Here is a 15,747-nt window from a genome sequence, read left to right as displayed (position 1 = left end):
TTGTTATGAAGCACATTATTTCTATTTTGCTAGAAAACGAGCCCGGCGCATTGTCGCGCGTGGTTGGGCTTTTTTCAGCGCGCGCATACAATATCGAAACGCTGACGGCAGCGCCCACGGAAGATCCCTCTCTGTCCCGCATGACCTTGGTCACAACTGGTTCGGCAGATATTATTGAACAAATTACTAAGCATTTGAACCGCTTAATTGAAGTGGTTAAGGTGATTGATTTGACCGATGGCGCTTATATTGAGCGTGAGTTACTGTTGATTAAAGTCAAAGCCGTCGGCAAAGAACGCGAGGAAATAAAGCGTATGGCGGATATTTTTCGCGGTCACATTATTGATGTGACAGATAAAACTTATACGCTTGAATTAACCGGAGACGGCGTCAAGCTTGACGCCTTTATCGCGGCCATTGAGCCTAGCCTCGTTTTGGAAACGGTACGTACTGGCGTTTCAGGGATTGGACGGGGCGAGCGTATTCTCAAACTTTAAAAAGATTTAAATTTTATAAGGAAATATACATGAAAGTTTATTATGACAAAGACGCGGATCTTTCATTAGTGAAGGGTAAAACCGTAACCATTATTGGTTACGGTTCGCAAGGCCACGCGCATGCACTTAACTTGAACGATAGCGGAGTTAAGGTCATCGTTGGGCTGCGTCGCACTGGCGCGTCTTGGCATAAGGCTGAACAAGCAGGATTGAAGGTACAAGAAGTGGCCACAGCGGTACAGAATGCCGATATTGTGATGATGTTGCTGCCTGACGAGCAGATCGCTGAAGTGTATCGACGTGAAGTTGAACCCCATATCAAGTCAGGTGCGGCCCTAGCGTTTGCGCATGGTTTTAATATTCATTATGGGCAGGTTGCGCCTCGCGCGGATTTAGACGTGATTATGATTGCGCCCAAAGCGCCAGGCCATACGGTGCGTGCAACCTATACTCAAGGCGGTGGCGTCCCACATTTAATTGCAGTTGCGCAGGATAAATCCGGGCTGGCGCGTGAGCTGGCATTGTCTTATGCCGTCGCCAATGGCGGCGGACGGGCTGGGATTATCGAAACCAATTTCCGTGAAGAAACTGAAACGGATTTGTTCGGAGAACAAGCGGTTTTATGCGGTGGCACGGTTGAATTGATCAAAGCTGGCTTTGAAACTTTGGTCGAAGCAGGTTACGCTCCAGAAATGGCTTATTTTGAATGTTTGCATGAACTGAAGCTGATCGTTGATTTGATTTACGAAGGCGGAATTGCAAATATGAACTATTCGATCTCGAATAATGCGGAGTACGGTGAGTATGTCACGGGCCCTCGGATTATTACCGAGCAAACTAAAGACGAGATGCGCAAGGTCTTGCAAGACATTCAGAATGGCGAATATGCCAAAAGCTTTATCACCGAGCATCTGACCGGTGCACCTACGCTGATCTCGCGGCGGCGTTTAAATGCCTCGCATCAAATCGAGCAAGTGGGCGGAAAACTGCGCGCGATGATGCCCTGGATTACAAAAAATAAGCTAGTTGACCAATCAAAAAATTAAACTCTATATGAACTATCCTCACCCAATTATTGCCCGCGAAGGCTGGCCATTTTTACTTATCATCGCGGTTTTGACGCTGCTCGTGCAGATCTTTGCGGGTTTTTCATGGGCTTGGCCATTTTGGTTGCTGACTGCCTTTGTGGTGCAGTTTTTTCGTGATCCGCCGCGCCCCATTCCAAGCCAGGAAAACGCTGTGTTGAGTGCCGCCGATGGTCGGGTAGTCGCGGTGCAAACCTGCTACGATCCTTACGCTGAACGTGAAGCCTTAATGATTAGCGTATTTATGAATGTTTTTAACGCCCATTCGCAGCGCTCGCCAGTCGATGGCGTGATTCAAAAAGCCGCTTATTTTCCTGGCGCATTTCTGAATGCGGCGTTAGATAAATCCTCGCTTGAGAACGAGCGCAACGCTTTGGTGGTTGAAACTGAGGCGGGACAGACCGTGACCGTAGTTCAGGTCGCTGGGTTAGTGGCGCGTCGCATTCTGTGCTATGTGAGTACGAATGATGCGGTTAAGCGTGGCCAACGTTACGGTTTTATCCGTTTTGGCTCACGCGTGGATTTGTATCTGCCGCTGGGCAGCCGCCCCAAGGTGGCGATTGGCGAAAAAGTGTTCGCCAGCTCGACTATTCTTGCTGAGTTTTAGCCTTAAAAAAGTCGAGCAAAGCCTATTTTCCGGCTTTGTTCGACTGATGGCGTGCCTTCAGGTCACAGCCCAAGGGCATGCAGACTCGGCATTTAGGTAAGCTAAATTTTTTAAGAGGGATTTGAATGTCTTCTTCCAAGCTACGCCGCGTACGCCAGAACGTTACGTTTTTGCCGCGCCCACTTCGTCGTCAAGCCGAAAGTGAGGTTGATAATGATGATAGATTAAGGGCCGAGCGTCAAAGGCGCTTACGTAAACGGGGTATCTACCTATTGCCGAATGCATTTACTACGGCTGCGCTTTTTTGTGGATTTTTTGCCGTAGTGCAGGCGATGAACCAACAATTTGAAATGGCTGCGATTGCTATTTTTGCGGCCATGGTGCTAGATGGGATGGATGGTCGGGTGGCCCGCATGACAAAAACGCAAAGCGCGTTTGGCGAGCAATATGACAGCATCTCCGATATGGTGTCATTTGGTGTGGCGCCGGCGCTGGTGATGTATGAATGGGCACTAAAGGATTTAGGGCGCTGGGGTTGGCTGGCGGCATTTGTGTATTGCGCGGGCTCAGCCTTACGCCTAGCGCGTTTTAACACGAATTTAAACAAAATCGACAAGCGTTTTTTTCAAGGCTTGCCGAGTCCGGCGGCAGCGGCATTGATTGCGGGTTTCGTCTGGCTAGTGATTGATAACCGTATTCCAATGAAGCTCAGTTGGCTGCCGTGGGTGGCCTTTGCGTTGACGCTTTATGCCGGTATCACTATGGTGTCAAACGCGCCGTTTTATAGTGGCAAAACCCTAGACATCCGCTATCGCGTGCCATTTGGGGTGATTTTGTTAGTCGTGTTGGCTTTTGTGCTGGTGTCATCCGACCCCCCGATTATGTTGTTTGGCTTATTTGTTTTATATGGCCTTTCGGGCTATGTATTCTGGGGAATTCGCCTGTTGCACGGTAAGGCCAATCCCGCCTCAAAAGAGCCGCAGCCATTAGAGTAGGGCATACGAACGATTTGGGATTTAGCTTATTTTTTGCTTTTTTGGTAGCTAGGCATGACGGATAAATTGATCATTTTCGATACCACTTTGCGAGATGGTGAGCAGTCGCCAGGTGCCTCCATGACTAAAGAGGAAAAGCTGCGCATCGCTAAACAGCTTGAACGACTAAAAGTGGATGTCATTGAAGCGGGTTTTGCCGCTAGCTCAAGAGGCGATTTTGAAGCGATCCAGGCAATCGCTGCAGTGATCAAAAACAGCACGGTATGTAGTCTTGCGCGTGCGCATCAGCAGGATATTGAGCAGGCTGCCGCGGCCTTGCGTAGCGCTGAGGCATTTCGCATCCATACTTTTATAGCAACCTCGCCATTGCATATGGAAAAAAAGCTGCGCATGACGCCTGAGCAAGTGCTTGAGCAAGCGCGTAGCGCGGTGCGTCATGCGCGCCAATTTACCAACGATGTTGAATTTTCTCCCGAAGATAGCAGCCGCTCTCAGTTAGATTTTTTATGTCGAGTGCTCGAAGCCGTCATAGCTGAGGGCGCGACCACGATTAACATCACCGACACCGTGGGTTATGCCATGCCCGAGCATCACGGCCAGTTGTTGCGTACCTTGCGTGAACGCATTCCCAATTCGGAGCGCGCCGTGTGGTCGGTCCATTGCCATAATGACCTAGGCCTAGCCGTGGCGAATTCCCTGGCCGCGGTCAAGTTTGGCGGCGCGCGGCAAATTGAATGCACGATAAATGGCTTAGGCGAGCGCGCGGGCAATACCTCGCTTGAAGAAGTCGTCATGGCGGTCAAGACGCGCCAAGATTATTTTGGACTTGAAGTGGGCATTGACACCACGCAAATTGTGCCAACCTCTAAATTGGTGTCGCAAATTACCGGATTTATGGTACAGCCGAACAAGGCAATTGTAGGGGCCAATGCCTTTGCCCATGCTTCTGGCATTCACCAAGATGGCATCCTTAAAGCACGCGACACTTATGAAATTATGCGCGCGGAGGAAGTGGGCTGGAGCACAAATAAAATTGTGCTGGGCAAACTCTCTGGCCGTACCGCCTTCAAGCAACGCTTGCAAGAATTAGGCATTGCGCTGGACGGTGAAAATGAATTAAATACGGCCTTTATGCGTTTTAAGGAGCTGGCTGACCGTAAGGCTGAAATTTACGATGAAGATATTATTGCCTTGGTCGCCGCTGGCGGAGTAGCTTCCGAACTCAATGAGTATTTTAAATTTACTTCGCTCACACAACGTTCAATCTCTGGCGAAGAGCCTTATGCTTGCATTCTTTTTACCATTGATGGCAGCAATGTAACGGGCGAAGCGGTAGGCAATGGTCCGGTTGACGCCACTTTCAACGCGATTGAAACGCAGACTAAAAGTGGGGCGGAGTTAATTCTTTATTCCGTGAATGCAATCACGATGGGGACCCAAGCGCAAGGTGAAGTGACGGTGCGCTTATCCAAAAATGGTCGAATTGTGAATGGCGTTGGGACAGATTTGGATATTATAGCCGCTTCGGCCAAAGCTTATCTGGCGGCGTTGAACAAATTACAGTCCAAAGCGCAGAAACTCAATCCACAGGTAGGTTGAATTAAAAGCTCGCTCAGCCGTACCAACCCAGCCACCGCATGAGTAAAGGTAGCACAAGCCATTGAAGAAGGGCGATCAAAAATCGCTCATTGAGCGATTTAATGAGTCAAGCGCTAAATGGTAAAAAGTATAAACGCGATCCTCTGCTGTGTAACGCATCCTTAACGCTAAAAAGCTAAGAATGAGGTCCGTGATTAAGCACAAAAATAGATATTTTATTTTGGGCTCGATTCCCATCGTGGCTTATTTCTGTACAATCTAAATACCTTAGCTTGCCTCACTTTACCAATCACGGTAAGTTTAAAACCGATGGCTACGATCGCTGAAATGTCCACTCTTTAGATCAGTGGCTATAAAATTTTGCCTAAAGGCGTTGCCATAACTCAATACTAAAATATCCATGTTTACTCCTATTTCCAGCTCGGCAATTCAATCTTATGCGGCCGTACAAAAGTCTCCTGCACCTTCATTACTCTCGCTGCCGTTAGAAATACAAGAAGAAATAGAAAGTCGACTGGATGCAACTGCCCTGCAGGCGCTTTTTGAAGCGCTGACTACGGTGTCTCACAACGGAAAGTTGACTGACTCCACCATCTTAAAATTGCACCTGCTACAGCAAAGAGTTCCATCGGAATATCAATATGATCTAGCTAGATCGGATACTAATTTAAAAATATTTGCGTTGAACCAACTTAAGAGCTTATGGAAATCAAATCAGCTTGATCAAGTCGTAGAAAAGCCTATGCTCTTTAAGCTACTGCTTCTCGTTTGCGATCCAGAGATATTTGAATTTTTAAAAAAGACCATCCAACAAGCACCCGAGTTAAAGCAAAGGCTGCTGCATTGGGTCGAACGCTCAAAAACCGAAGAGGTACAAACCATAGCAGCCAATGCATTAACGCTCTTGGTCAAAGCAGGTATTGCTTTAACCGGACAAGATTTCAGAGAAATTCGAGTCCCCGGGGCAGATTTGAGCTATGGTGTTTTTGCCCATACACAATTCGAGGAGGCTGATTTAAGCGGCAGTAATTTACAGGGAGCATGGTTAAGCCAAGCGAATCTAAGCAATGCGAAAATGGGTAAGGTTCGGTTTGGAGAACGATCCGCTTTAGAGATTGGAAACTGGGTTCATGCCTGCGGTTATTCGCCAGATGGTCGGTGGCTAGCGGTTGCTTCAGAGGCACACAGTATTAAACTGTACGATGCTAAAACTCTAAAGCTCAAACACGCGTTTGAGGGTCATCAGGGTGAGGTGATGAGTGTCGCTTTCAGTGCTGATGGTAAGTGGTTGGCTTCGGGGGGGGAGGACTTGACGGCGAGGTTATGGAGTATAGCTAGTGATTTTAAGAAAGAGCCTAAGACATTTAGCTGGCATCGTGATGCGGTAACAAGTGTCTCCTTGAGCCCGGATGGCAGGTGGCTAGCTGCGGCAAATTACGATGAGGTGAAGCTGTGGGATACAGTGAGCGACTCTGAGCGAACACCTAAGATATTTGAAGGGCATAGTGATAGCGTGATGAGTGTTTTATTCAGTGCCGATGGTAAGTGGCTAGCCTCGGGGAGCAAAGACAATACAGTTAAGCTATGGTATGTAGAGAGCAGTCCAAATCAAACGCCTAAAACCTTTGCCGGGCATTATGAGTCGGTGACGAGTGTCTCGTTCAGCGCTGATGGCAAGTGGCTCGCTTCGGGAAGTGAGGACGAGACAGTCAAACTCTGGCGGGTAAAAAGCGGCGTAGATCAAATCCCTAAAACATTTAAAGGGCATAGTGATAATGTAAATAGTGTCTCATTCAGCGCTGACGGCAAGTGGTTAGCCTCGGCGAGCGACGACAAGACAGTCAAACTCTGGTGGGTAGAAGGCAGCTCGGAGCAAATGCCTAAAACATTTGAAGGACACGGCAGTTATGTCAATAGCGTTTCGTTTAACCCCGACGGAAAGTGGCTTGCCTCAGGCAGCAACGACAATACAGTCAAGCTGTGGAGACTAGAGCGCGGCTTAGATCAAACCCCCAAGTTGTTTGAAGGGCATCTTGATAGGGTGACGAGTATCTCGTTGAGCGCCGATGGGAAACAGCTTGCCTCGGGAGGTTTTGACAATACAGTGAAGCTGTGGAGTGTAGAGAGTGACTCGGAACGCGTACTAAAAACCTTCGGGCATCCTGATGGTGTGACGAGTGTGTCGTTAAGCGCCGATGGCGAGTGGTTGGCCTCGGGAGGTTTTGACAAGACAGTCAAACTCTGGCGTGTAGGAAGCGACTCGGAGCAAGCATTTAAGATTTTTGAAGGGCATAGTGATAGGGTAACAAGTGTCTCATTAAGCCCGGATGGCAAGTGGCTGGCATCGGGGAGCCAGGATCGTACAGTGAAGCTGTGGAGCCTAGAAAATGGCTCAGAACAAGCGCCTACGACATTTCAAGGGCATTATGATGGCGTAACCAGTGTTTCGTTTAGCGTCGATAGCAAATGGCTCGCCTCAGCCGGATGGGATAGGAATATCAAGCTGTGGCGTGTAGAGCATGGCTTAGAGCAAGTGCCTAAGATATTTCAAGGGCGGGCGGACGATCGCAGTGTATATAGTATCTCGTTCAGCAACGATGGCAAGTGGCTGGCCTCGGGGCGTTGGGATCGGGCAAAGCTGTGGGCTCTAGAAAGCAGCACAGAGCAAGTGCCTAAGATATTTTCAGGGCATCGTGGAGCAGTCAATAGTGTAGCGTTCAGTGCAGATAGTCAATGGCTCGCCACGGGGAGTGAAGACAAGACAGTGAAGCTGTGGTCGTTACCCTTAGGGCAATGTGTTACAACCATTAAGGATTTTAACGGATTCATTTATTCAGTCGTTTGGCAAAAGTTAGAAGAAGGTAAAACGCACTTAATCACAGCAGGAGCAGATAAAACTATACGGAAATGGCGCATAGAAGGCGAAGAGAAGAAATATGAGGCGGTATTAGAGTGGACTTCTTATCAAGCCATGTTAATGGCGACAGAAGCCCATCTAAAAGGAGCCGTAGGGTTAAGTGAAATGAATGCGCAACTACTCAGACAGCGTGGCGCTGTAATCCAGTGACGGTCCAAATTCTTAATCATTCCCGTGTTGTTATTGGCAAGTGCTGCGAGTTCAGTTTGATCGAGTTTAATGCGGGTGCGCCCATTTTTCTTGCACGCTAAAAATTTTCGATGGATACATTGATCTAGAATAACCAGCTCCAATCTGTGTATATGTATAGACAATGGTAATCCTCCCATTTTTAATAGTTTTTAAAAGTAAAACGTTAAGTTCCAAGGGCTAACTTCTATTTCTGGGGAATACCTCCAATAACCATATTGGACGGCTCATGATTATTTATTTTTCTGAAAAAGTTTATTGCAGAAAACCTGTCTATAAATAAGGTTTATAAGTAAACACATTTCTTTCTTGTAAAGTAAGTTTTTCAGAAATTTATAAAAACTCTCTTTCCCTTTCTCTTCCTCGGAGTCAGCTCGCCTTTTTCTAAGAGCTTTATAAGCCAAAGACTTGTGGGTTAAAAGAGACATATTCATACTTGGCTCGATCTAAATTGAAATGGGCAGATGAAACAAGGATGAAACTGTGAATAAAGTTCTAGCTAAAGGATATTGCCCTATCAGGCATTCATAAATTGAACCTTTCTCCCGCTTTATTTGTCATAAAATCTTATCCACAATTAATGATTGCGACGATCTATTCATTACTATATATTTTGACTAACTAATTGCATCAGCAACTAGCTAATATATAATAATCGACATTCTAATGAGAACTGATCCTATGAAAATTGAAAAACAAACAAATTTTTTGCCTATGAAACATATTATGAAAATTTCTTCTGGGGCGATGGCAGGCATCGCATGTGTCGGTACAGCTCTACTCGTCGTCATGCTGGGTGGTTGCGCAACCGAAACCTCGCAGGCGCTGGCAGTGCAGAAAGTGGAAAGCGCAAGCCGTCCCTACGCAGGTGTACGCGCACCCATCGCGGTGGGCAAGTTCGATAACCGATCATCCTACATGCGCGGCGTGTTTTCGGATGGGGTGGATCGCCTTGGCGGCCAGGCCAAAACCATCTTGATTACGCACCTGCAGCAGACTAATCGCTTCAACGTGCTCGATCGCGACAACCTAGCAGAGATCAAGCAGGAGGCCAACATCCAAAAAGCGATGCAGAAACTCAAGGGCGCGGATTATGTGATCACCGGCGACGTGACTGAATTCGGTCGCAAAGAAACCGGCGACCGTCAGTTATTCGGCATCCTAGGGCGCGGCAAAGAGCAGGTCGCCTATGCAAAGGTTAATCTAAACGTGGTTAACATCTCCACCTCTGAAGTAGTGTTCTCGGCTGGTGGAGCAGGCGAATACAAGCTCTCAAACCGTGAGGTGATTGGCTTCGGTGGCACCGCCAGTTATGACTCGACTCTCAATGGCAAGGTGCTGGATCTAGCTATGCGAGAAGCCGTGACGAATCTGGTCAATGGTGTTGAAAGCGGCGCGTGGAAGCCAGGCGCAATAAGATAGAGCAACAGGAAATCACAAGGGACAACTACGTCATGAGCAAAACATTCCCGATTTGGCGAGTGGCCACTGCTGCTGTTATGGGGGGCACGCTGCTGGCCGGTTGTGCGGCGCCGAGCAAGCCGCTTTACCAGTGGGAGAGCTACCAGCCACAGGTCTATGAATACTTTAAGGGCGGATCGAAGGAACAGCAGGTCGCAGAACTCGAACGCGGCCTAGAGAAGATCAAGTCACGCAATGGTGCGGTACCGCCAGGCTACCATGCCCACCTAGGCCTGCTGTATTCGAGTTTAGGCAAGGATGACCAGATGGTCCAAGAATTCCAGACCGAGAAGGCGCTGTTTCCAGAGTCGGCAGCCTATATCGACTTCCTGATGAAGAACGTCAAAAAGGGGGCCCACTGATGATCCAGCGCTTTCTAAAATTGTGTGCCGCCGCTGGCCTGGCTGTGTTGATGGTAGGGTGTGCTGCACCCAAGAAGATCGACTATACGGCCTTCTATGCGGCCTTCAAGGCCAGCAAGCCGCGCTCGATTGTCGTGTTGCCGCCGCTCAACGAATCGCCCGAAGTGGGCGCGACCTATGGCCTGTTATCGCAGGTGACGGTGCCGCTAGCCGAGGCAGGCTATTATGTGCTGCCGGTCACGCTGGTGGACGAGACTTTCCGACAGAATGGCCTGACTGTTGCTGGCGATATTCACGGCGTGTCGGTCGCCAAGCTGAGAGACATTTTTAACGCGGATGCCGCTCTGTATATCACGATCACGCAGTACGGCACCAAGTTTATGGTGCTCGACAGCGTTAGCACCGTGGCGGCCACTGCCAAGCTGGTGGACCTCAAGAGCGGCCGAATGTTATGGGCTGGCCAGGCTCGCGCGTCGAGCAACGAGGGCGACAATAATAGCGGTGGCAGCTTGGTTGCCATGCTCGTGACAGCGGTGGTCAAGCAGATCATCCACAGCTCAACTGACAAGAGTTACGGACTCGCCGGAGTGACTAGCTTTCGTCTGCTGTCGCCAGGACAGGAAGGTGGCATCCTCTACGGCCCACGTTCGCCAGGCTACAGCACGGATTGACACTGTCCGCGTAGCCGCCAACTCTGGTTCGTAGAGGCGTTGGTGTGCTTGCTCTCAGTAAACGTTGTAACTGAGAGCAAGCCAAAGGTGCTGGGCTTGAGCTAAAAAGTACGCGGAAAGCATGGCCTCTATTTAAATGACGACGAAATCACCCTGAATGCGCGCCGCGTCTACTTCTAAAATACCCGCTTGTGCAGCAAATTCTGGCCAGCGCGCAATGGCTGCTTTAACCTGTTTAATCACTTCTTTGCAGCGAGGCGCAAAGAAGCGGTCACCGACGCTTAATAAGTCATCGCGCGTAATATTTTTGAAGGCCCCGTTAACCGACATTAAATGCTGATAGGTCCATTGCCCTTGTGCATTATAAGCATGGGTCACATCATAGGCAGGCGCTAGCCGCCATTGCCCATTTTCCGCTAGAAGAAACGACAAATTTTTTGTATGGTCATCGCAGTTCGCAGCCAGTACATTAAAAACCATGCGACGAAAACCTTCTTCTAACGCAGCGGGCCCTAATCCGAGCTGTTGGATCACCTGGAAGTACTGGCTATAGCTATGGGTTGCACGTTGCTTGTAGTCTAAATGCTGCATTGCGCACAGCGTTTGCGTATGAAGTTTTGCGCCATTTTGCCGATCGAAGCGCCGCGTCATAAAGTGGGCGCGCCCGTTTTCCTCGAGTAAGCGGCATTCGGTCATGGTAATACCAGCCGCGCTTGCCATCAGATAATAAGCATACTCGATTCTTCCATAATCAGCGCTTGCTCCAAGTTCGCTGTCTTGACCCACGCCATCGAGTTTAAGTAGCCAGTAGTCAAATCCGGGATCTGCTGGCAACTGACCCGAGCGAATTTCGTTGGTTTCCGCATTCCAAGCGATGACCGCTTTGGCGCGCGCGCCACCCGCTGAAGTACCCACTTGAATCAAGTTCATAATCGCGGCTTCAGTTTCTTTATCACCCGCAAATTGACCGGCCAGCGTTTTTTGTGAACTGCTTACCAATTCGTGGAGTTTGAGAGCGGTTGCTTTACTTCGTTTGGGACCACGAGCCGGACGAAATTCTAAGGCGCCGATGCCACGATTCCCCATATAGGCCAGGCGATCCAGCGGTGTAATAGCATTTTTCTCGACCCCTGCCTGTGCCAGATAAGCATCGATTAGAGCATTCCCGAAGTCGTCGGGGAGGGCATCCGCTAGCATTGCTGGTAAGCGTTTATAGGTTATTTCTGGCAAGCTAGGGAAAACATAAAAAGCCTGAGCAATCGGCATCGTCAATGGGGCCAATTCAATGCCTTGCTTTTGCCAGGCTGGATCATATTCAAATGCATAGTAGCCAAGCGTAGGAGCAAAGGTCACTGCGCCGACCGTTTTACCCCATATGCGCACCTCAATCGTATCAACTGCTTGGTACATTTCTTTTATCCGTTGTCCGTTTTAACCTGGCGTGCTCGATAAACCTTCATGCGCGGCTTATTTTTCTGCTTGGCTTTAAGTATTTGCATAGGGCTGATTGGCATCATGGGGGCGAGTAACTCTAACCAATCTGTACGGTTTAAAGCACGGATGACTTTGACCATGGTTTTAAGAGATGAGCCTTTGCCATTTTCTAAATTCTTAATTGCCCCTGTGCTGCTATTGGCAAGCGCGGCAAGTTCAGTTTGATCGAGATTGGTTCGAATGCGTAGCGCACGGATTTGGCTACCGAGATGAAGCATCCATTCATCGGTAGAGCGTTGAGGTTCAGATAAAGACATAAATATGACTTTAATGTATAAAAGTGGATATTATGGACATAATTATATCTTTTTTGTTGGTTTAATTTATTTGCTTAGATTGATCTAGATTGGAAGTGTTCTCAATCCAATGGTGGCAGGTGCGGTAGCAGCGCGTCATAGGTGTATCGCCCTTGAAGAAAAAACGGCGGGAACAGTGTGGTGCTGTGGATACGCCATTATCGCTTAAACGCTAAAAAGGTCAGGTATGTCCTATAAGCAGGTATAGCTGGGTTCATTCAATAATTCGGCGAGCGAAATATCCAATCTATTATTCTTAAGCGCAGCACTCAGCTTTTGATGATCTATTGGTAGCGCTGAGTGCTCAAGTTGAGCAATCAATGTAGGGCGATCCATCAGCAATAAATTAAACAGCGTTAATAAAGTAATGTGCTGCGCTGGAGTGACTAAAGTCCATTGCTGCTTTGCGTCATTTAACTGCAATTTTGCAATCAATCCGGCTGTGTTTAGCTTGGCGAGAAGCCGCTTAGTGTTTTCGCTATCGCGCTGCACAATATAGATCAAGTCTCTTGTTGTACAGCCGATCGCATCTTTCTCACGCGCAACTTCGAGGCTGATTAGCACAGCTAAAGCATCCAACATATCACTCCCGACAAAACGCGGACGCTGAATTGCACGCATGCGAAGCACTGGCAAAGCTGCGGTAAACATGGCTCCGGCCAAGATAATTAACCAACTTAAATACACCCATAGCAAGAAAATTGGCACCGCAGCAAATGCCCCATAGACGGCCGTGTAAGTGGGAAATTGATGAATATAAAAACCGAAGCCACGCTTAGCGCCTTCAAACGCAAGCGCGGCTACGATGCCGCCCGCTAACGCATCGCGCCATCTCACATGGCAATTCGGCAAGTAAAGGTATAGGGAGGTAAACGCCAACGCTGACAAAACTAGCGGCGCACTATCTATCAGCCATCTAGACGCAAAGACGTCGGTATGGAGCGGCAGTACAGACTGACTCAGTAGATAAGAGGAAATAGAAAAACTCAGGCCCAATAAAATGGGTCCGAGCGTGATACCTGCCCAATACACCAGCACACGCTGCACAATCGGCCGCGGTTTGTGGCTACGCCAAATTGAGTTGAACTCAGCTTCGACCGTCATAAGCGTAATAATTGACGTCCCAATCAATGCCACTGAACCTACCGTAGTCAAACTTTTTGCATTCGCTGAAAATTGATTTAAATATTCAAAAATTTGATTACTGATCTGTGCTGGCATTAAGCGCTCAGCAAAATAATTTTGCAACTCAAGCTGCAATGAAGCAAAGAGAGGAAATGCTGTAAAAATAGAGAGTCCTACCGTCAGCAACGGAACTAATGCTAACACTGTAATAAATGTCAGGCTGCCGGCCACTTGCGCGAGACGATCTTCGCTACTACGCTTGGCTAAAAAATAAATACAGCGTTTAATGAAGCCAAATTCACGATAAAATTTGCTCCAAGTTGCCTTATACCAGTGAGTTTTATGCTCTGTTTCCACGCTTCACCTTGATGAATTCAGCGATTTGATGCAATTGAGCCGATAGCTCAGCGCCAGTTGCGTTACCCCCCACAATTACGGATGCAATGCCTATCCGTAAACTCTACAGAACGAAATCCGGGGGCGATACAAAAATTTTGGAGATTGGGTTTCAATACAACATTGATTTGTGTAGCTGTCAATGCTGTTGGTCCTAATAATAAATAAAAGGAGGGGCATGCTACTTACTAAAATCCTGCCTTCTGGAACAACTTTTATATGTAAGCAGTCGGTAGAACGTTGATGTTCAGATAAAGACATAAATATGGCTTTAATATATGAAAGTGAGTCTAGTGTACACAATTATATCTTTTTTGCCATTTCAATTTATTTGCTTAGCGTGATTAAGCTATTGGTATCGGCACTCGAGCCGTATGGTCCTTAACCTGCTACGACAAAACCCTTCTACCCTGAGCATGAGACGGCGCAAAATCCGCGCTTCTTTTTGTCTGCGAGGAAGGTACGAGCGTCATCATGCACACAACAATAGACAAGACGAATTACATTCTTAGTACTTTTATGAACCCGTTTTTTTCAGGGCAAAATAACACTAAAATCAGTCACAACGTCTTACCGGAGGTTGATGCCCAGAAACTTCCTTGCCCGCATCGGGGGCCATGCGCAGGAGCATAAAAAGGGTCGCCATGGCAGGAATTGCAACCAGAATAAATGCAATGTGAAAATTGGTAATGTCGACATAAAAAACTTGACGAGTAGCTTCAACCCTCTCTAGCACCCATGCCGCAAAAGCAACTCCGCCCGCCATGGCGAGCTGCTTCGAAACATTCGCCATGGTCGAAGCCCGACTCACTGCTGACGGTGGCATATCTGCGTAAGACATAATATCCAATGCCATGTATTGCAAACAGCGGCTAAGCCCAGCTACAAATAAGAGCGCAATCATGACAATGCGTGGGGTCGTCGGCAAAAATAGCGCTAGCATGCCGATACAGAGACTACCGATGATCGCATTGATGCTGAGTGCCCGACGAAAACCGAAGCGACGTAGTATTTTTTGAATCAAGCATTTAGCGGCGAGAAATCCTGCCGCACTGGCGAAAGTCACAGATCCAGATTGGAGCGGAGTAAAACCGAATCCCACTTGAAGCATCATGGGTAAAAGAAAGAAAAAAGTGCCTGCGCCCACAGCACGAATGATGAAACCGCAAACAATACCTATCCGATAAGTCTTGATAGAAAAAAGCCGCAAATCTAATGCAGGGGCCACCATTTTTCTGGCGCGCCAAAAATAAACCAGCATTAAAACCACCCCTGACATTGTCAGTAGCGCCACTGTATGCGCAGGCAATGACCGGTCCCCAAGCGCTGAAAAGCCATATCCTAAAGCCGCCAAGCCAAAACCAGAAAGAAGAAAGCCAATTAAATCGAAAGCTGGAGGCGCGCCGCGAAATTTAGGAACATACTTAAGGCCAACTGCGATGATCGCGATGCCGATGGGTAGATTGATCCAGAATAACCAGCTCCAATGCATATAGGTGGTTAAAAAACCTCCAAGCATTGGGCCAACGATAATTCCAATCGTGGCCGGAATGGTTACGTTTGAGAATGCTCGGATGAATTCACTCTTAGGCATGGAACGAACCAAGATTAACCGCCCAACAGGAAAGACCAGCGCCCCGCTAACGCCTTGCAGACTACGGCCAACTAGGAAAATATAAAAATTTGGAGCGCAGGCACAGGCAATCGAGGCCAAGGTGAAAATAGTCAGCGCGCTACAGAAAATAGTGCGCGCCCCAAAACGATCGGCGCACCAACCGCTTATTGGAATGGCAATGGCCATGGCTAAAAAATACGCAACAAAAGCCAGCTTTAACTGTATTACGTCAACCTGAAAGCTTGCGGCAATAGCGGGTAGAGCCGTCGACAGCATGCTGGCATCGATGCCCTCCATGAACAGAGCAGCGGCGATGATGATCTGAAGAATAAACAGGGGGCGGTTGGCTGATAGCGGCGTTAGTGAAGCAGTTTTGCGCATTCTTGTCCTAATCTCAAAATTTTCTCGAGAGCTTGTGCAGCCTTACGTGCACCTATC

13 protein-coding genes are annotated in these 15,747 nt (G+C 48.1%); 9 read left to right on the top strand and 4 right to left on the bottom strand.

Annotated features, from left to right (window positions below; genetic code table 11):
* Window positions 1-5 precede the first annotated feature (5 nt).
* From ilvN to MCB1EB_RS05690, 9 genes are all read left to right on the top strand, one after another.
* Window positions 6-497: an acetolactate synthase small subunit gene (gene ilvN, locus MCB1EB_RS05730; RefSeq protein WP_045362224.1), complete on the top strand. Its 492-nt coding sequence runs from the start codon at window positions 6-8 to the stop codon at window positions 495-497.
* Between the two features lie 29 nt (window positions 498-526).
* Window positions 527-1,543: a ketol-acid reductoisomerase gene (gene ilvC / locus MCB1EB_RS05725; RefSeq protein WP_026920567.1), complete on the top strand. Its 1,017-nt coding sequence runs from the start codon at window positions 527-529 to the stop codon at window positions 1,541-1,543.
* Between the two features lie 7 nt (window positions 1,544-1,550).
* Window positions 1,551-2,189 (top strand): phosphatidylserine decarboxylase, encoded by a 639-nt coding sequence (locus MCB1EB_RS05720; RefSeq protein ID WP_026920568.1) that lies wholly within the window; start codon window positions 1,551-1,553, stop codon window positions 2,187-2,189.
* A 125-nt stretch (window positions 2,190-2,314) separates the two neighbouring features.
* Window positions 2,315-3,184, top strand: coding sequence for a CDP-diacylglycerol--serine O-phosphatidyltransferase (gene pssA, locus MCB1EB_RS05715; protein ID WP_045362226.1), 870 nt, complete (start codon window positions 2,315-2,317; stop codon window positions 3,182-3,184).
* Window positions 3,185-3,238: 54 nt separating this feature from the next.
* A complete protein-coding gene (locus tag MCB1EB_RS05710) occupies window positions 3,239-4,783 on the top strand; it encodes a 2-isopropylmalate synthase (protein WP_045362228.1) in 1,545 nt (514 codons plus the stop codon).
* A gap of 400 nt (window positions 4,784-5,183) precedes the next feature.
* The gene (locus MCB1EB_RS05705) at window positions 5,184-7,850 is read left to right on the top strand and encodes a WD40 repeat domain-containing protein (RefSeq protein WP_052393637.1); all 2,667 of its coding nucleotides are present in this window, start codon (window positions 5,184-5,186) and stop codon (window positions 7,848-7,850) included.
* A 786-nt stretch (window positions 7,851-8,636) separates the two neighbouring features.
* Complete coding sequence (locus tag MCB1EB_RS05700; protein ID WP_174232256.1) at window positions 8,637-9,311, top strand: CsgG/HfaB family protein; 675 nt, start codon at window positions 8,637-8,639, stop codon at window positions 9,309-9,311.
* A 32-nt stretch (window positions 9,312-9,343) separates the two neighbouring features.
* Window positions 9,344-9,712, top strand: a complete 369-nt coding sequence (locus MCB1EB_RS05695; protein ID WP_045365567.1) for a DUF4810 domain-containing protein — start codon at window positions 9,344-9,346, stop codon at window positions 9,710-9,712.
* Complete coding sequence (locus tag MCB1EB_RS05690; protein WP_045362232.1) at window positions 9,712-10,383, top strand: DUF799 domain-containing protein; 672 nt, start codon at window positions 9,712-9,714, stop codon at window positions 10,381-10,383. Before MCB1EB_RS05695 ends, MCB1EB_RS05690 begins: the two co-directional genes overlap by 1 nt.
* Window positions 10,384-10,515: 132 nt before the next feature.
* Here the strand turns inward: MCB1EB_RS05690 and MCB1EB_RS05685 are convergent, their stop codons facing one another.
* The 4 genes from MCB1EB_RS05685 to MCB1EB_RS05670 form a co-directional block, all read right to left on the bottom strand.
* Entirely contained in the window at window positions 10,516-11,793 is a 1,278-nt protein-coding gene (locus MCB1EB_RS05685; RefSeq protein WP_045362235.1) for a type II toxin-antitoxin system HipA family toxin, read from the bottom strand.
* A 5-nt stretch (window positions 11,794-11,798) separates the two neighbouring features.
* Window positions 11,799-12,134 carry a helix-turn-helix domain-containing protein gene (locus tag MCB1EB_RS05680; RefSeq protein ID WP_052393639.1) on the bottom strand — a complete coding sequence of 112 codons (336 nt, stop codon included), beginning with the start codon at window positions 12,132-12,134 and terminating at the stop codon, window positions 11,799-11,801.
* Window positions 12,135-12,365: 231 nt separating this feature from the next.
* Window positions 12,366-13,655 carry a YihY family inner membrane protein gene (locus MCB1EB_RS05675; RefSeq protein WP_052393641.1) on the bottom strand — a complete coding sequence of 430 codons (1,290 nt, stop codon included), beginning with the start codon at window positions 13,653-13,655 and terminating at the stop codon, window positions 12,366-12,368.
* A gap of 595 nt (window positions 13,656-14,250) precedes the next feature.
* Entirely contained in the window at window positions 14,251-15,690 is a 1,440-nt protein-coding gene (locus tag MCB1EB_RS05670) for an MFS transporter (protein ID WP_045362237.1), read from the bottom strand.
* Window positions 15,691-15,747: the final 57 nt, after the last annotated feature.

Origin of the sequence: Mycoavidus cysteinexigens (genome assembly GCF_003966915.1) — a bacterium.
GTDB classification, from domain to species: Bacteria; Pseudomonadota; Gammaproteobacteria; order Burkholderiales; family Burkholderiaceae; genus Mycoavidus; species Mycoavidus cysteinexigens.
Note: the sequence above shows the minus strand (reverse complement) of the source record. Positions and strands in the feature narration are given on the sequence as shown.